6 protein-coding genes are annotated in these 19,280 nt (G+C 62.5%); all 6 read right to left on the bottom strand.

The genetic code is table 11. From position 1 onward, the window contains the following. Nucleotides 1–8: 8 nt before the first annotated feature. Nucleotides 9–12,329, bottom strand: coding sequence for a filamentous haemagglutinin family protein (locus PRZ03_RS05460; protein ID WP_273599375.1), 12,321 nt, complete (start codon nucleotides 12,327–12,329; stop codon nucleotides 9–11). 77 nt (nucleotides 12,330–12,406) lie between these two features. After that, nucleotides 12,407–14,131 (bottom strand): ShlB/FhaC/HecB family hemolysin secretion/activation protein, encoded by a 1,725-nt coding sequence (locus tag PRZ03_RS05455; RefSeq protein WP_273599374.1) that lies wholly within the window; start codon nucleotides 14,129–14,131, stop codon nucleotides 12,407–12,409. 115 nt (nucleotides 14,132–14,246) lie between these two features. Further along, nucleotides 14,247–15,386 (bottom strand): PEP-CTERM sorting domain-containing protein, encoded by a 1,140-nt coding sequence (locus tag PRZ03_RS05450; RefSeq protein WP_273599373.1) that lies wholly within the window; start codon nucleotides 15,384–15,386, stop codon nucleotides 14,247–14,249. Nucleotides 15,387–15,612: 226 nt separating this feature from the next. Next, nucleotides 15,613–17,097, bottom strand: a complete 1,485-nt coding sequence (locus PRZ03_RS05445; protein WP_273599372.1) for a hypothetical protein — start codon at nucleotides 17,095–17,097, stop codon at nucleotides 15,613–15,615. Nucleotides 17,098–17,212: 115 nt separating this feature from the next. Next, nucleotides 17,213–17,953, bottom strand: coding sequence for a PEP-CTERM sorting domain-containing protein (locus tag PRZ03_RS05440; RefSeq protein ID WP_273599371.1), 741 nt, complete (start codon nucleotides 17,951–17,953; stop codon nucleotides 17,213–17,215). A 401-nt stretch (nucleotides 17,954–18,354) separates the two neighbouring features. Continuing rightward, the gene (gene epsA / locus PRZ03_RS05435; protein ID WP_273599370.1) at nucleotides 18,355–19,218 is read right to left on the bottom strand and encodes an XrtB/PEP-CTERM-associated transcriptional regulator EpsA; all 864 of its coding nucleotides are present in this window, start codon (nucleotides 19,216–19,218) and stop codon (nucleotides 18,355–18,357) included. Nucleotides 19,219–19,280: the final 62 nt, after the last annotated feature.

Below are 19,280 nucleotides of genomic sequence, written 5' to 3'. Positions count from 1 at the left end.
GGGCAGGCTCAGCTATTGCCGAAACCGAGGAACTCCAGCAAAAGGCTGCGGCGGCTACGGCGGCGCTTCTTCTCGTCGTCGTCCTTCTCCGCGCTGTTGAGGCCGGAGGCGGCATTGGTCACCGCGTCGCTCGCCGGCACCGTGATGGGAGCGGCCGCCACCACTTCGGGCGCGGCGCCAGAACGCGCGCCGTCGACCTTGATGTCATTCGCATTGACCAGACGCTCGGCACCGAGGAAGGCATTGCCCTTGGAGCGAATGCCCGCCTCGCCGGCATTGATTTCGCCGGTCGGCGCATGCAAGTCGAGATCGCTGCCGGTGCTCAAGACGGCAATGCCGCTGCCGCTGAAGGAGCCGGAGGTGTCAAACACCAGGCGGCCTTCGGCGTCCAGGCGCAGAACCGGCGCGGGAGCACCGCTGACGGTCTTGGCACCACGGCCCGCGTCGATATTGCCGGCCGAGGACCACATCAAGACATTGCCCTTGGCGAGCGTGAAGACACGCGATGAGTTGACCTCGAAGTTGCCGGCCACCACCGTGTTGATATCGCCCCCGCTGACCGTGACCAAGCCCAGATCGGTGGCGCTCTTGCCGCCGGCCTTGACCGATTTGGCCACCAAGTCACCGGCCACCGCACCACCGCCCGGATTGATGACGGTGATGTCGGCCTTTTGCATGGTCTTGATCTGGCTGGACGACATCAAGATCTGTGCCTTAGGCCTATCCTGAGGCAGCAAGATGTCGATCGCCATATAGGCACTGCCATAACGGCTCCATCGCTCGTCACCATCGAGTTGCAAGGCCGCCCGGCCGGCCGAGCGCAATTCAGCCATCAGGACGCTATTCAGCCATGGCATCTGCCGTTCGACAGGCAAGGCCTCAAAGCGTGCCAAGGCCTGCTCGGGCGCGATGGTCAAGGCCTCCCCGGTGTTGGTCTGCACATAGCTGGCCAAGGCCTTCAGTTGCGCCGGATCACCCAGAGCTTGCAAGAGCGCAGTTCGCTTGGATGCCGGCAGGGCGCTGAGCTGGGCGAGCAAGACCCGATTGACCGCATACGCGCGCTGCGCCTCGCTCAGCTCGACGCTGAACTTGAGCGCCTGGGCCGCACTGAGGCTTGACCAGGCGGGCTCGACCAAGCTGACAACGTCTTTCAAGGCCGTATCCACTGCCGCATCGGCAACCGGCTTGCCCAGCAAGTTAGCCATACGCAAGCGCTGTTCGGCCGCATTGGAGCGCGCCGGCAAACCGCGTACATAACTCACCAGCGCAGCGTCCATACGCGCATCGCCGAGCAGCCCGCGCAGTGCGTCCATTTGAGCAGAGCTGCTCAGGCGATCGAAATCAGCCTCTGTCCCGCCGAGCAACTTGAAGGCCAAGCCCTGTTTGCCGGTCAAGCCGGATGCACCCAGCACATGGAAGCCCTGCTGAGTGGCCGCGAGGTAGTCGGCGCCGTCTTCTCGCAGGCCAGCCACCACGGTCACATTGCTGCCCTGCGCGGGCAGCAAGACGCTATTGGCAAGATTGCCATTGGCGACGATGCCGGCACCGCCCCCTAAGTCGATGTCGCGACCTGCCAGCACCAAGAGTTCACCTGGGCCAGCGATGTTGATGCCGGCGGTGGAGTTGCTGCTGCTGAAGGCCAGATCACGGCCTGCCTTGATGACCGAGCTTTCCTGTGCCATCCCCGTAGCAGCCGGTTGGTGTTGAATTGAGACCTGACCGGACTGGGCAAACCGTACATCCCGACCTGCCGTCAGCTCCAACGGCCGCGCCGATACCAGCACACTGTCAACCCTCACATCGCCGCCACCCGAGACCAGTTGGACAGGAACTCGATTGCTCTGATCCAAAGTTGCCAACCGATTTGTATCGCGAATGAAGGTGCGCGCCTCTTGCAAACCCAGTGCCAAGCTGAGCATGTCAGAGCCGGTTATGGCAGCCTGCCCAGGCTGAGCCGCCAAGGCCAACACCTCAAATCGGCCCAAATCCAAGTCTTGCTCGGCCGCAAGTACAGTGCGGGCCTTGCCAGGATCGGCTGCCGCGCTCCATTGCAGCGACGTGCCCATATTGACCAAGCCTTTTGGCGCCAAGATGCGCAGATCAGCCGGCAATACATAGGACACTTCATTGCCTCTGACCCCGGTTGCCCGCACCTGATCGGCACCCAGATAGTTAATCGATCCGCCGGCGCTTTGCAAGAACAAGCTCGCGTTGAAATCAAGCGCCGGCAGGCTCAGGTCGCGGCCCAAATTGTTGTCGGGGTTGATATAGGCATATGCAAAGTTGCGCACGCTGGCCACGGTCGCATTGCCGCCAGTCTGCACCCGCACCTGGCCGTCCTGATAAATCAATTGCAATCCGGGATCCAGATTGGTGCTGAGCGCGGTGTCGCTGCGCACCACGCCGCCCGCCTTCAAATCCAGGCCTTGCCGCGCCGCCATGAACTGCCCGCTGATCACGTCGCGCCCAGCCAGTACGGAGACGGAGCCGCCGCCGAACTGCTGGTTGATCGCTGTCGTGCCTGCAGCTTTCATCGCAGCAGCAGCATCGGCCGACAAACCGGCGTAGCCGCTGCTTGCAGCAGCCACGCGCAATTGCGAGACATCACGGCCCGCCTCGGCCCTGATATTGCCGCCACCCAGCGTCGCAAAGCCCTGCTGGAACTTGTCGGCGCGGGCAAACCAGGCTCGGTTCACATCGCTGCTACGGGCACGCCACAGCCAATCGCTGACATAGCGCTGCGACTCCACCGGAGCCGCACCCTTGATATCGCGCCCAGCCTGCAAGGTGATGCCTCGCCCACCCTGGGTGAAGGGACTGACACCGCTGCTGCCCAGATCTTGACTGATACCTTCGAGGATGAATTGATGGGTCGTGACCGGCAAGGGGTCGATGACGACTGGCGGCGCTGTTGGGCTAGGGGTGGGCGCCACGGTCGGTGACTGGGTTGGCCCGGGTGTCGGCGTCGTCGTGGGCTCCGCCGTCTGCCCCGGTACAGTCGGAGGCGCGGGGGGCTTCACATTGCCCGTGCTGTTGCCATTGCCGGTCGAGGGCTCAGTAGCGTCGCCCTCGGCCAAGATAACGGCGTTAGCGGCGGCCTGCGCGCGCAATAGCGAACCGACTGCGGCCAAGCCCTCGGCGCCCGCATCGGACGGTGACAGTTCGGGGCTTGTCGGATCGGTGGGTTCGACCACCACGTCCAGCACGCCGACCGGCGCGCCCAGACTCAGCACGGTAGCGCCAGGGTTCAACAACTGAATATCACCCGCAGCCGCGAGTGAAATGCGCCCGACCGTGCTGCGCAGCTTGACCGCCGCGCCGGAAGTCTGGCCAATGAAGAGCGAGCCCTTGGCTTGCGCCTGCGAGTCCAGGGCCTGGATTGCCATCGGGTCGGCGCTGCTCAAATCGGCGCCGGCCACTAGGCGGATTGCGCCGGCGCGTTCAGAGGTGCCAATCAAGTCCTGACCCTCAATCGGCGAGGGCCGCAGGCCAGTGCTCAAATCTGCCTGAAGGAACAGATCTCCGGCCGCCCGCAACGTGATCGCCGCCTCGCCGGCATGTGGCGCCTGTTGAACCTGCGCCTTGCTCAACACTGGCATGGCCCAGTTGCTTTGCAGCTTTAGGTCCTCGGCCCCACGGATCTCGGCGCCGGGGCGCACCAGCAAGATGCGCTTCAGGTCGGTGTTGCCATTGCTGAGTCGGGCAGCAATTGTTTCGGCGCTGCCGTTGTCGGTGCCCATGAAGGCGCGGTTGTCGGCCACGACCTGGCTGAGAGCCAGCATTGCTGGATCGGCCGGTGGCGTGGTTGGTTGCACGGTGGGTTGAACAGTCGGCGCCACGGTGGGACTCAGGGTAGGTGCCACCGTTGGTGCAACGGTTGGGGCAATCGTCGGTGCGACCGTGGGTGAAACAGTCGGAGTCACCGTTGGGACGGCCGTTGGAGCGACCGTCGGGCTTACCGTTGGCGTCGCCGTCGGTGCGACGGTTGGGGTCGCAGTAGGAGCCACCGTCGGGCCGCCGGTTGGCGCGACGGACGGTTGGGTGGGTGGTGCCGGCGGCTTGACGGTGCCGGTCGTGCCCCCATTGCCCGCCGAGGGATCGGTCGGTGCGCTGGTTGGCGCCACAGTTGGCCCGGTCGAGGGCCCAGTCGGCGGTGCCGGCGGCTTCACGGTGCCCGTCGTACCGCCATTGCCGGCCGAGGGGTTGGTGGGTGCAGCCGTCGGAGCAATGGTTGGTGCGACCGTGGGTGAAACCGTCGGGGCGACTGTTGGGGTCGAGGTCGGCACGACCGTTGGGGCGGTCGTCGGTGCAGCGGTCGGTTGCACAGTTGGCGCCACTGTCGGAGCGATCGTTGGGCTCGCGGTTGGTGCGGCGGTTGGTGCGGCGGTTGGTGCAGCAGTTGGGCCTGCGGTGGGCGCAACAGTTGGCCCGGTGGGCGGCGCCGGGGGCTTCACGGTACCAGTCGTACCGCCATTGCCGGCAGAGGGGTTGGTGGGCGCAGCCGTAGGCGCAGCCGTAGGCGCAGCGGTCGGCGCAGCCGTAGGCGCAGCCGTAGGCGCAGCGGTCGGCGCAGCCGTAGGCGCAGCGGTCGGCGCAGCCGTAGGCGCAGCCGTAGGCGCAGCGGTCGGCGCAGCCGTAGGCGCAGCGGTCGGCGCAGCCGTAGGCGCAGCGGTCGGCGCAGCCGTAGGCGCAGCGGTCGGCGCAGCCGTAGGCGCAGCGGTCGGCGCAGCCGTAGGTGCAACGGTCGGCACAGCCGTAGGTGAGGCAGTGGGCGACACCGTCGGCCCGGTAGGTGCGGGCGGCGGCTTGGTATCCTTGGTCGTTCCTGGCGTTCCCGACGAGGGCTGGTCGCCCGAGCCGGGGACACCGGCATCGCTGGGCTGAGCGGACAGGCCGGGCGGGGGCGTTGGCGACACCGGTGGCTTTTCGTTGCCGGTCGTTGCGCCATTACCGTCGGACGGCGCCGTTGGCGGAGTTGTGGGTTCTTTGGTCGGCCCTGACGTTGGCGCCAGTGTCGGTCCCGCAGTAGGCGCCTTGGTCGGCCCCGCCGTAGGTACCAAAGTGGGCGCGAGGGTCGGCGCAGCTGTTGGCGCAACGCCGTCATACAACTGCTTGACGCCGTCATAGACCTTGAAGGCCTCAACGTCGACGCGACTGACACCGGTCAAACTGGATTGGATTGCCGAGACCCGCACATCCTGTCCCTGGCGTGCGGCGCGCAACAAGAGTTCACCGCTGCCGGTCTGGCCGGCAGCATTGGACACATCAATGCTGCCGGCCTGCAAATTCAGCCAGCCTTGCTGGCTGTTCAGGCTGACCGTGCCACCCTCGCCTCCCTTGGCGCTCAGCTTGGCACCTGCCAGGACGGTGATGTCATCTCGGGCATTGAGGGCGATATAGCCCGCCTCGGCGGCAGATGCATTGCTCAGGCTACCGGCAACCGTCAAGGCCCCGCCATCCGTCGTCAGCGCAATGCGCTGGGCGCTAAAGCTTGCCGCTGCGGGAAGGATCTGAGCACCAACGCGATTGCGCACCGCAATGCTTTCGGCAAAGGCGTAGTTGCCGGCCTGCTTCAAAGCCTGACTCAAGTCCGCCATATCCAGCGCGACGCTGCTATCCAGACTCAAACTGCCACCACGCTTGGCAGAACCCGCCGCCGCGCTCAGCTCACCGCGCAGAGTCAAGCCACCCTCCGGCGCACTCAGCTCGAGCCGCCCGGCATCGCCGCCCTCGGCGCCAATTTCACGTCCTGAGCCCGACAAATCAAACAGCGCACCGGCGCGCATTTCGATATCACCATGCTCGCTGCGAACCGTCAGGCTGCCTGCGGCCACTTGCGCCACCGGTGCGTTAGGCGCCGTGCCTATGGCCACACTGCGGCCGGCCACATTCACCCGCGCCGAGTTGTCAAAAACCACATCGGCGTCTTGCCCAGTCGCCTGCAGGCTCAGCTGCCCCGCCGGCAAATCAATCAAGGTATTCAGGCCCAGCGATGCAGCCTTGATGGCCAAACGGCTGGCCACAACGGCGTCGGCCGCCGAAAGGCTCACGCTCGGCTGCGCGGGATGAGTCAACAGGCTAGCAGCACCGCGCACCTGCCAATCGGCATCGGCCAGCACGCTGGCCTTCAGCACGGGCGTGCGCACCAGCAATTCACCGTCCACGTTCAGGCGGCTCTTGCCACTGAGCAGCAAGGCGCGCTCGGCCGACACTTCAGCCTGCGCGACATGCCAACGTTGCTCGCCTGCGGCCAGCATCACGTTGCCGCGGTCCTTGCTGGCCACGATGCTGTCGCCAGCGGTCAGCAACAGCTTGCCTTGCGCTGTTTCGACCGGTGCGGGCGCCAGCAGGCCCGTGCTATTGCCCAGCACCAGACTGGCCGCTTGCACGCGGCCAGCTCCGGCATTGGAATCGCCTAACACTTGCAGCAGCGGTGTATCCAGGCTCAGCTGACCCAGGCTGGCCGAACCCAGGCTGGCGCCGGCCAACAAGTCGATGCTGGAATAGCTGCGCAGCATGAGTTGATCTGCGCGGCTGACCTTGGTCAACAGAGCGCCGTCCAACAGCAGGCTGTCGCTGACCACGGCGGCAGTGCCGCCAATCTGGATGCGCGGTGCGCCAATGCCGATGTGCGATGCAGCCAGGTTCACGCCGCTGCCGAAGCTGCTGGAGAAGGTGGCATCGAGCAGCAGGCTGCCAGAGCTCGCAGTTAAGCTCACGCCATCGGCGATGCTGAGGCTACCGATCTCGCGCTTGGCCTCGCTGCGCGTCATGCCAGTGGCGGCATTGCCGCTCAGCAAAATGGCCGCACCGTCACCAGCAACGCGCCAATCCTGGCCTGCGGATGAATTAGAGGAAGCTGGGCCCTCGGGTACAAAAGCGCTGATGGTGGCGCCCTGGCCCAAACTCAAACTGTCCTTGGCCAGCAAGAGCAGCGACTGCGTGCGCAGCGGCTGGGTGGCGTCGCTCGAAATTTTGACCGTGCTGCTGCGAACGTTCAGCTTGAGCGGCTCGCTCAAACTGGCCGGTGCGGCACCCAGCACCAGGCTTTGCACGCCGAGGTCGGACAGTTGTGCCGGGCTCAGCCACAGCATGTCAACGTCCTGCGCCGACGGCGTGCCGCCGACCTGGATACGATCGGCAGCGAAGAACGCCGCCCCGCCGCTGCCTTGCAAGCCTGCCTTGTTCTTGGCCGCGTCAAAGCGCATCGCCCCTTGCAAGTCAACCCGCTGAGCGGTCACCACCAGGCTGCCAGCGTCGCGGCTCATCGCCGGTGTGGCGCGGTCCTGCTTGGCTGCCAAGGCGCTGAAGAATGAGTCGGCCTCGGCCATGCGGATCTCGCTGGCCTTGCGCGCCTGCGCGGGGGTCAGGACTTGCCAGGTGCTGCTTTGAGCGTCCAGCACTTGCGTGCCGGCTACACCTAACTTCGCACCCACCAGCACCGTGCCGTCATCACGCTTGAGCGCCGTGCCCAGCGCCAGCGGCGTACCCGCTGCGGCAGGGCGCAGCAAGAACGCGCCGTCCAGCAAGGCATAACGAGCCGGCAAGAGGGTGTAAGTCCCGGCAGGAACCGGGCCGCCGGTGCCGATCGTGATCTGGCGTCCAGAACTTGGCGCTGTGGATGCTTCTGTCAGTTTGACGTCGGCGTGGCCGCCGCTGGCGACGGCCGGCACGATGGCAAAAGCGCCGTCAATGCCGCTAAACACGTCTGTAGAGCCTCCGGGGCCGGGCACAAACTGCCAGGCCTGCAAGCTGCCGCCGCCGCTCAAATCAAGCTTGGCGCCGGCGTCAACCCGAACCTTGCCTTGAGCCGAGCTCAACACCAGCGACTTGGCCGGCGTGGCGCTGGCCGTCAGCACGGCCGACTCGGCACCTGGTGCAAACCATTTCTCACCCGACCAATTGCCGAACAGCAAGTCTTGGCCGGCGGCGCTGACGCTGGTCTCACTGCCGCTGAGCAAACCAACGCTCTTGGCGCCTTGCAACTCGATGCGGCCGGCGGGCGCGCGCAAGCGCCCGCCCTGCGCAATCGTGTCAGCCTGTGCCAGCAGCGAGCCGCCTGCGCTCCAGGGAGCGGCAGGCGTGGTTGTGCCTTGCAGGCCAAATTCAATACTGTGGCCGCTGGCAGACAACTGGAATTGGGTATCTGTAGCGGGGAAGATTTGCGCTGCGTTCAGGCGCACATCGGCCAAGGTCGTCAAGCTGCCGAACAGCAAACCTTGTTTGTAGCTATGGCTCTGCAGCAGCAGATCACCGCCGCTGAGCAGGCTCAAATTGCCCAGACCTTGGGTGACCAGTTCGCCGTCCAAAAGCAGACGCTCGCTGGCCTGCAATGTCAGCTTGGACGCACCTGTGCTGGCTTGCGGCAACGGTCGCTTGCCTGCAGTGGCTTCCACGATCGCCTGGGTATTGGCCCAAACCAGATCGGAGGCAGACAAACTGGCCGCAGTGTCGCCAGACATGGCCACCACAGGCGCATCCAAACTGATGGCGCGCGCCAGATTCAGGCTAACGCCGCCATCGACGGCGATACGTTCACGCGCGCTCAGGCTCAGTTCGTCCGCCCCCGACGCTTGCAAGGCGGCGGCCGATAGAAGCGCCCTGCCCTTCAACTCGGTCGCTCCCTTCAACTGCTCGGGGCTGAGATTGGCAGCGATTTGGGTCTGTTGCTGGCCCACGCGCAACTCGCGCAGCGGCGGCAACTGATCGGTGTTGCCGGTGAGCGTGCCGAGCTCAAGCCGCACAGACACTTTGCCGCCGGCCTGATCTTTGGCGCCGGCAAAAGCTCGCAAGTCCCCTTCCAGCAACAAGTCCTGATTGGCACGCACTGTCAGGCTGCCGGCGCCACTGGCGACGGTCTGCCGCGTTAGCTGCTCGCTGCCCGCCACGCGTTGCTTGAGGTCCAGTTCTCCCACCGCACCGCTGATATCGATCTTTCCGCCGCTCTGCCAGACAAGGCTTGAGGCCAAGCTGCCTGCGACCTCCAGGTTGACGCTGCCGCCGGGCAAAACTCGACCCTGCAAGAGCCCGTCGTTGCTGGGCTGCATTTGCCGCTGGCCGGCCACATCGATGCGGCTATTGCCACCCAACCACAAATAGCGGGGGGTGTTGACGTCCTGGACATTGGTGTTGCGGCTCAGGCGCAGATTGACTTGGCCGCCGGGGGCCGTCAGGCTGCCGTCCACCATCAGGCTCGTGCCTGCAGCCAAGTTCAGCTTGGCCGTCGGGGCCAGCGAGATGGCGCTGCCAGTGGCCATATTCAGCTGCCCTTCCGGACGGGCGACGCCGAGTCCACTGGAGGCCAAACTGATGTTGACAGGTTTGGCGAAGCCGGTGGTCTGCGAGCCGGCCTGCATCAGCGCTTGCACCTTGGCGCTGTCCGCCGTGCTGGCCGCCACGCGGGTCGCAGCGGAGGCCTGCCAAAGCTGCAATTGCGGTTTGAGTTGAAAGCCGCCGGCGATGGTCAGAAAGCTGCGGCCATCTAGCGTGTAGTTTTGAAACCCGCCCTGGCTGAAGAACTCGCTGCCAAGCTGCAGATTTGCGTCGGGCTTGCTGCTAACGCCGTCAGTCAGTTGCACCGAAGCAGCCACCAAACTCAAGCTGCCGCCCTGCGTCATTGAATAGCCGCGCAGCGCCGCATTGCTCAAATCCAGCCGACGCGAAGCTGCATCCTCGGTAAAGCTCGCCACACCGCTGCTCAGCACAATGGCCCCGGCCGCAGCGCCGCAAATACGATCGGCGGAGCAATCACCCAGCTTGAGCGCGCCGGTCATCAAGGCCCCGCCGGACACATCCAGCACCGCGCCTTGGCCCAACGTGACCGAGCTGCCAGACTGCAGCGTCAGGATGCCACCGGTCAAACCTTGTAGCGGCGCCTGCGAATCGTGCGCAGCATTGACCCACAGCCCCGACACATCGAGCTTGATCGACGGCGCGACTTCGACTACACCGCCAAGACTGCGCAGCGTCAGAGAACCCGCCGGCGCCCGCACGTCCGCACCCGCCTTGACCAAGCCTTGTTCGGACAGCAAGCTCAGCTTGGCCCCAGCCGCCAGGGTCAGGTTATCGCTCAGGCTGACATCCTGCTTTGCCACCACCACCACATCGCCGAAGTTCGAGGCCATCAGACGAGAGGCTGACAAACCTGACGGCGAAATCAGAGGCGCTTGCAAATTGCTGCGCAGATCAGCCCATTGCGACTCGCTCAGCCGAGCGGCACTGCCGCCCAGCACAAAACGCTCAAGAATCGCGCCGTCATAGCTGCCGTCTCCGAAGTCACTTACATGCTTAAAGGCACCCAGACGCAATTGCCCTGCCGCCGCCAATGCATCCAGGCTGGCCGCCTGCCGACGCCCCAGCACCGTGCCGCCCGCCAGGCCGCCGTCCAGCGTCACGTGGGGGGCAATGATGGTCAAGCTGCCGGCCGCGCGGCCCTCCAGATAGCCTGCCTCAGCTTGAGCCGACAACAAGCTGCCATAAGTCACCACCGGACCCCAGCGATCGTACTTGACCTTGTTGACGCCGGCATTGCTGATGCCCGTGTACAACAGTTCCTTGGGCGCATTGTTCATCGTGTAGGCTTGGCCGTTGCTGCCAAACACCAACGTCGGGCGCACCTCGGCGGCCGCATAACTCACCTGTCCACCGGCCACCGACAGCATCGACGTGGCATGGCTGTAGACACCCTCGCCAGCCAGCAAACGCAGGCTACCGCCGCTGGCCAGGCGCTCGCTGGCGCTGCGCTGCACGCCCTTGCGATAGCTTTCCAGGTCGCCCAGGATGGACGAGCTTTGGCGGATGTCCAGCGTCACCTTGTTGCGGTACAGCAGGCCTTCTTTTTGCAGTGGCGCATCTTTCAAATCATTGCTGCCCAGCAGCTCGGTGGTGACGAAGTTGCGGGCCACGCTTAATTCAGTGTCGCGGGTGCCGGAGACATCGATGCGGGCACCTGCGTCGATGACGATGCGCCCACTTTGACCGCTCAGGTCCAGGCGCTGCCTGTCCACCAAGCCGGCCACATAGTTGGGAGTCTTTAGCGCCTGCAGTTGCGCTATTGCGCCGGGTGCAACGATCTCGGCACCTTGGGCGATGTTGATATCTGCGCCGGCCAAATCGAGGCGCGAACGTACAAAGGTCGCGTTATCGTCCGACAGCAGGGGCTTGCCGTCGGCGCCCAGGCCGTCCGCCAAGATCTCGGTGCGGCTGCCGGAGCCCAGGAGCAAATTTCCGCTGTTCGACGCGCGCTTATAGCGCGGGTCGCCGGTACTGATGTTGTCGCCGGCTGCATCGAGCGCGTCCCCCTGGGCCAGCAGCATGATGGAGCCGTTCTGGCTGACGCTTGTGCTGGCGCTGATTCGGCCGGACTGATTAACTGCCATGCCGACCAGCGTGGTGTTGCCGCGTGGCGTGTTGATCACGCCACCGGTATTGTTGATCGCGGCACCAGCAGCATCCGGGCCGCTCATGCCAGCCTTGCCCACCTCGACCAGCAAGCCGCGCAAGGCCGGCACATTGGTATTGACCTCGGAGGCATAAACCGCCTCGTCCTTGGGCTGCTTGTAATAAACCTCGGCGCCGCCGGCCAAGACCACCTGGCCTCCGGGCGCGGTCAAGCTTCCCTTGTTCTCGACTTGTTTGGCGAACAAGAAAATGCGGCCGCCCTCGGCGGTCTTCAACTCGGCGCCAGGCTCGACACGAACAAAGCTGGAGCTGGCGACATAAGGCGCGCCGTCTGCGCTGTCGTAGCGAAACGCCGCCGAGCCGCCGGTGATATTGCCGACAAAGCCGTTCAAATAGTCCGCGTTCTTCGGGCCCAGCGTGGTGGCCAGCAAGCTGCCCACATCCACGCTGGCGCCGCTGCCGAACAGAATGCCGTTCGGGTTGTAAATCAACAACTCGCCACCATTGGTGGCCCTGAGCTTGCCGAAGATCTGGCTCGGGTTGCCGCCGCTGACGCGGTTGAGGGCACTGGCCCCCGGCTGCGCCATGTCGAAGGTGACCGAACTGGCCGCACCAACATCAAAGCTCTGCCATTTGTAAATCGCCCGTTGGCTGTCTTGCTGGATACGCATATCCAGCCCGCCAACGGCATTGGGGATTGCCGTGGGCAAGGCAGCTTGACCGCTACCATTGACGCGCCAACCCTGCAAGCTCGTGCCCGGCACGGCCTTGGGCACCGCATTAATGGCCGGCGCTGTTTGCGCGTTCAGCGGCAAGGCCGCCGACAAGGCCGCCACCAAGGGATGCAGCATCCACCGGCCCAAAGCGCGACTACGCGCCGCAGCCGGCGCGGACTTGTGGTTCGGTGTCGTGATGAGAATGGAGGCCATGGCGGGTGTCTGTTACTGCTATCGAAGCGTTGGATTCAAAAGGCGCGGGTGTTCAGGCGGGTCTTGGCGCGATCCGCTCAGAAGCGCAGGCCGGCCCGCACATGCACATGCTCGGAAGACGCGACCGGATTGCTCGGTACCGGCTTGCGGCGCTGCGCCCAGTCGAAGTTCAGGCTCAGGCCAGGCTGCACCGCCAAACGAAAACCCAAGCCCGTGCCCAGCAGCGGGGTGCGCCCTTGCTGACCGGGTTCGGGGTTGAACAGATTCACCTGCGCGGCGTCGGCAAAGCCGTAGAACACGATCTCGCTGAAGGCAGGCAGCGTGGCGCCTTCAAAGACCGCCAAAAGGCCAGGTGCCAGATTGCGGCTGCGCAGCTCCAGCGAAGCCAAAAGGCCGCGATCACCAGCGACCGCTCCCTCGTCATAACCCCGTACCGTATCGGCGCCACCGACAGAGAATTGTTCGGCGCTAGTCAGCGCCTGATTGGCTAACTGGCCACTCAAGCGCAGGCCGAGCTCGGAAGAGGCAAAGCGCTGTGTCGCACGCCAATCTCCGCGCAGCGTAGCAAACCCGCCATCGGCGCCGCGCCGCTTGCAGGCGAATTGATCGGCTTGACCAAAGCTGCCGTCCAGCAACTGGCAGTCGTCGCGGGTCTTTTGCAGCAGCGGCCGCAGGCCTAGCACCGCCGTCACGCTGAGTTGCTGTTGCAGTGCCTCACCCCACCAGGCGCCGTTGTAGCCCACTTGCAAGGGCATGTACTGCAGCGGCGATGCGATCACGCCGCCGCTGGTGCGCACATCTTCGGTCAGGTTCTTGTAATCAAAGCCCAGACTCATGGAATGCACCGATTCAGCCAAGGAGCGGTTCATGCCATATCGAAAACCAAGCGTGGTGCCGCGGCCGAGCACGCGCGTGCCACCCAGTGACTCCAGATCGCTGCTCGAATCAATCGCGCTGAAAGTCAGGCTGTCGCCGCCAGCCAAGGGCGCGGTGTAGTTGAACACCAGCACGCGGGACTCTCTCGGGCTAAGCGGAGCGCCCATTAGGCTGAGCGAGACCACATGGTCGCGCTGCAAAAAATTGTCGTAATGCAGATTGACCGCCATGCGTACCGGATCGGTGTTGGCTGCCGCCGCATTGCTAATCTCGACGCTGCCGCCCAGCGGCAATTTGTCTTCGACCTTCAACTCCGCCTCGACAGTGCCCGGCACGCGGCCCGGCCGCAGCACCGGCTGCACGCGCCTCTCTTCGCCACGGCTGACCGAGGCGATCTGCTGCTGCACGGTATTGAAGTTAGGCACCTGGCCCGGCGCCAGCTCGATCACTGCGGCGCGAATACGGCCTTGCGCGTAATACTGCGAACCGGTCACATACATGGCGCCCACGCGACCTTCCAACACCGTCAAACGAATCACGCCGCCATCCACCCGCTGTTCGGGCACGTCGACAAACACAGTCAAATAACCCGCCATCTGGTAGGCCTTCTCCAGCGCCGCTCGGGCCGCCTCGACCTCGGCCATGCCGAGTTGCGGCCCCAGAAAAGGCAATACCGCGGCCTCGATCTGCATCTCGCTGAGGCGGGAATTGCCTTCGATTTCGAACTCGAAGATATCGAACTTTGGCGCCGTAATGGCTGCTGCAGCCGGAGCCGTTGCGCCCTCTACAGCGGGCTGGGCCAACGCAGGCGCAGATGATGCTAAGCCGATGGCTAAGCCAGCCAGCGGCAGCATGGCGACAGAAAAGCCGCGCCGAAAATAAAGCCGCGCCCAAGTTTGGGCGCGGATCTTGTGAAAAAGTTCCATGGACGCAGTGTCACCAGGGCCGGTGAATCGGTTGTGAAAGGCATGAGCCGTTCGGCTCATGCCGGCTCGCTAGAAACCCCCGCAGTACAGGGGGAGTGAATAGCGGCGATAACTATCAGACTTGCTGGCGCCTAGCGCGCAACCCCAAGGACAACAGGCCAAGGGCAAAAAGTCCATAGGTCGAAGGCTCTGGCACCGGGCTGACATCGAGTGTCTTGCTCGGTGTCCAGCCTGCGAACTCATCTTTCGAGGCCGCCAACACGCGCGCGCCACCATAAAGGGCGGAGAAATCGGTCAAGTTGCGGCGCTGCTGGCCTAACGCCGAAAATGTAGGGGTCAAATGCGCTTCCAAGGTGAAACTAAGGATGTATTGAGTGCCGCCTGTACTTTCGTCCTTGACAGTGGCCAAACCCCAATATCCGTCATGACTCAGATTGTCGAATTCGTCGATATCAACAACGCCGTTCGCGGTTTCGCTTGACGGCTTCAAGCTATAGAACCACGACGAACTGCCGACAGGATTGAAGGTGCCGAGCGTCCCACCAGGATTGCTCGGCTCACCCGAGGGTGAGAAAAAGAGTCCGGCGTAACTGTTCGAACTTTCGAGATCGAAACTTGAACCCTGCAAATCGTAGTTTGCTTGCTCATGTGCCGTATCAATGTTGCCATGACTATTGTTCGGGTTTTGAGAGCCGCCAAGGTTCAAGTCGGCCACATAGCTAACCCAATTCAAAGCGGCATTTGCCGCAACGCCATTTTTATACTTCGTCAGCGCAGTGTATTCAGGGTTGACCAGCTTCCCTGGACCACCCGTGCTGTCGTCGACTCTCAGCGTGGTATAAAAATTGGTGGGCACAAAACCGATCACACCAACTCCGTAGCCGGCATAGACACCCCATACCTGATTGACAGACTCGGTTGATTTGTTGAGAAATGCTTGGAAATTTGGGTCCGTATTAAGCGGGTCGAAAAATTTTTGGTAGCCACCGTCCTGTTGGGCCTGAACAAAGAAATTCTTGGCGGGATCAAGCACGGGGACGCCCTCGTCCCAGGCCTTGGCAGGCGCTACAAGCAAACCCAGGTCCTTGGTATAGGAAACTCTTTTGACCGGATCAAACACCACCAGCACCAACTCCGGAAAGACGCCGGATTCGGAGGTGCCATCACCAGAAATCAGTGCATGTGAGGCACTGGGCACCAGGATTGCCAGACTCAGGGTTGTGGCGCGAAGCAGGGGTTGAACAGGTTTTTTCATGGTCGGCAACTCGATCAGGCAATCAAAAAAATCAGTCAGTCATTCATTCAAACAGTCGTTCAGATGTGGGCTTAGCATTCCGCGACCACAGCACCCAACTTGTCGTTGGAGTCATCGTCTATGACCTCAATGACGGCAAAAAGGGGCGAGCAAAAAGCCAGGCTTCCGCTCGCCCCTGGATTCAGATCAACTGAGCTGGTGCGGCAGTTGATCTAGCCAACGACCATCAATACTGGGTCGTCACTGCAGTACAAGAAGCAGCGGACTTGCGCGAGGAGTGCGAAGTGAAGTCGCGAGTGGCTTTTGGCAGATCAGCCCAAGCACCAGTGAAGCTGGCAGGCACAGCGGCCAGGCCGGCTTGGAAGTCAACATCCAAACCAGACAAAACAGCGGCTTTGCCCATGTTATTGCGCAACAGTTGCAGCAAGGTCAGCTTGTCGCCGGCCGGTGCGTTTGCACCACTCTTGGCCCATTGCATCGTGGACTCATACACGAACTCGTAAGAACCATCGACAACGTTGGCACGCTCAGGAGCGACGTTATTCAGCTTGACATAACGGTAGCCCTTGTCGCCCACAACGCCATTGACGTTAGGGGTTGGGTTATTCTCACGACCAATCACAGCCAAGCCATAAGCGCCGACGATGTTCTGCACTGTCGTGCCCAGGCAGGTTTCAACCCCGCCAGTGCTGGTATCAGCCTTGTAAGCGGCTGACCCGAGGGCACCCAAGACGCCAGTAGTACCGCCAGTGGAAAGTGCCGGGCCAGCCACGGGATACTTGTCACCGCCGCCACATGGATTTTGGGCAAAGAATGCGTTTGACGCAGCTTGCGTGCCCGAGCTGGCGGCGCGGCGGCAGACGTTAACTTTTTTGTTCACGGCGTTGGCGTCAGCCGTAGCGTCGACAACCAGATTCCAGCCCTTCTTGGCAGTGGTGCTACCTTGGAGTTGGCCGGTCAAGACACCACGCACAAACGGGATAGGCAGGCTAGGCTGCTTGGCAGCAGATTCGTCGATGGCAGTTGCAGTCACTGGAACCAAACCCTGGGTTTTTTGCAAAGCCAGGTACAGATTCTTGTTGACGGCGACGCCGAAGATATTCTGCACAAAGCCAACGGAATCCAGATTAGCAACCGAGCGACCCAAGCCGGCGTTGATGCTGTTTTCCAGCAACGAGGGTTCGACGTCGGACAGACCAGCGTCGGCCATCCCAGCAACCGTGCCTGCGCACAGGAAACCGGGTTTTTGGATGTCGGTTGCTGGCGAAACGCTACCCGCTGGTGTGGTGCAAGTTGCATCGACCTTCATGTGCAACTGGGTCGCATCGGCCGTGATCAGCGGGCCAACGCCTTGGCCGGAACCGCCTTGGTCACGCTTAGTGATCAAAACTGGTGTACCGACTGGCCAGCCGCCGACGGCAGTCTTCAGCAAGAAGGAGTAGGCACGGTGATTTGCGCCTGCGGCGTCGTTGTAGAACACGTCCAACGAAGGCTGGCCGGCCTTAGGGTGACCGGCAGGGTAAACGTCGGCCAAGTCAGCCTGGATGAAGCCACCCAAAGCCAAACGCAGGGCGGACGCGCCAGTGATCTTGATTTCTTTCAAGGTGCCAGCGGTGCGCGCGGCGACGACTTCGCTAGGGGTCAACGCGTGGGCTGAACCAATGGCGGCCAAACAAGCCATTGCGATGGCTGATGTGCGAATGATGTTCATGTGAGACCTATCAATATTTAAATTTTGGGCGTAGCTACGCCTCAAGCTGCTGCATTGCTACTGCAGCTTGGGCGTCTCTTTCAAGGAGGCCTGGCCCTCGAGCCAGGCTTAGACCTTAGGCTTGGCGGCGGCGAGCAACAAAGCCCAGACCAACCAGGCCGGCCATCAACATGGCGTAGGTGCTTGGCTCTGGAATTGGAGCCAGAGTCGCTGCAGCAGTAATGGTCGACCCGTCAAAATTGACCTGGACCGTTGTGAACGGAACAACGAGAACCTTTGAGCTAGCAAATGGGCCCGAGCTTGTCAGGTAAACGATGTCGGCGGCTTCACCAACAGCGCTGCTCGCACCGTAGGTATTGCCAAGGTTGGTGTAGCCATTGGCGTAGTCTTCGGTGCCAACCAAACCTGTCCACTCGATGTTGTTCACACCTGCATCAAGACCGATGCCAGCGTTATTGGCCGACAGGTCTGATTGAGCGAAGAAACCAGCCAAATTTTGCGACGCGTTGTTGAACAGCGCGTTGGTCAGGTTGCCGGCAACTTGGCTGCTGTTCTTGGTGATCCAAGTGTTGATTTCAAAGGGATTGGCACCAAAGTCGTTTTGGTTGGTCGCTTGCAAAGACCAGACCGTGCCTGTGCCGCCCAGCGCTTGGAAGCGGCTGTACTCGCTGCCCAGCACGCTCACGTTGAGACCTTGAACAAGGAACTGGTTGGTCGTGATGCCCAGATCCTTGGTGAACGAACCTTTGTCGTTATAGGCAATGAACACCAACTCGGCATCACCTGTCGCGGCGCCCCAGCCGGTGGCGATAGTCGCGAATGCAGGAGTGAACGAGGCTGCAGCCAATGCGGCCAAACCGATTTTCTTGAATTGCATAATTTTCTCCGTTAGGAAACAGGTCAATTTCTGTAAAACAACTTACAGAGCCTTGGAGCCAGCACCGAGACCACCCCGGGCCAACTCGCTACGCCTGTACTGCCTCCCCTGAAACTCATGCTTTCTTCTACTTGGGGGACTAGAAGCAAGCTTGTGTTTGGCGGTGACTTTGGGCGCCTGGGTCGAGTGACCCCAAAAACAAAGAACGAGTTGAGAGCTGCGCCCTCAGGTACAACCCGAAGTTTGACCTGCGCCTGTGACAACATGACGCAGCTTCGGTAGTAATTCACGGTCCGATCGGACTAGGTAGATGCATGGATTGAACCGAGACCCCCCTAGTTCAGGGGGTCGGCCCTGGCGAAAAACAACAAGAAGAAATTTCAAATGACCGCCGCTGCGCTAACAGCCACTGCCGCAGGTTTGACCTGTTCCACGGGCGCGCGGTCCAGCAAATTCATCGACATGGCCCGCGCAACCGCCTGCGCGCGGTTGGCGGCGTTGAGCTTGCGCAGGATTTTTTGCACATGGTTTTTGACCGTCAGCGCGCTGATGCCCAAGACCTCGCCGACCTGCTGATTACTCATGCCCTCACGCAGCCAGGACAGAATCTGCCGTTCGCGCTCGGTGATGCCGGACTGGCGTGCACCGTTGACGGGGGTTGGCTGCGGCGCGGTATTAACCTCGCGTTCGACCACTTGCACGCGCTGCCAAGTGGCGTGAATATGCGGCATCATCAGCTCCAGATAGCTGCTGTGCTGCGGCGTTAGCTTGGCGTTTTGCAGTGCAAATACAAAGAAGCTCTCAATCTCGCTGGGCCGCTGCGGGCGCGACACGCCGTGCACCAGCAATTCGAGGATGCCGGCCGCGCGCAAGCCGGCCAACTGCGGCTGCAAGGCCTGACCCTCCAACTGCTCGACCGTCACTCGAACCGGCTTGCAACGCGCTTCCAGCCACAGGCCTTGCAACTGCTGCATCAGCACACAGCGCGGCGCGGTCAGGCTCAGCAGCACTTCGTCGGCGATCGTGACGTTGTTGAAGGCATCGAACACCAGCTCTCGCTGCGCACGCTGATAGGCGCCACAGATGGCGACCTGGTGCGGGATCAGCAGTTGCAGATTGCTTTGCGTCCAGACAAAAAACTGGTAGCGGCGCCGCACGTCCAAAGACTGCTCGGCCGCACGCACAATGGCTTCAATATGGCTGTTGCTCAGCAGCACAGCGTCATTCATTTCAGAGTTGTGCATGGTGGGGTTGACATAGGCGCGACGGGGGATAGAAAGAACCTTGGACCAACAGCACTTGGCTG

It is taken from the genome of Roseateles albus, assembly GCF_028595345.1.
GTDB lineage: Bacteria > Pseudomonadota > Gammaproteobacteria > Burkholderiales > Burkholderiaceae_C > Paucibacter_A > Paucibacter_A albus.
The sequence above is the reverse complement of the archived record's forward strand: the minus strand, read 5'-3'. Positions and strand labels throughout refer to the sequence as shown.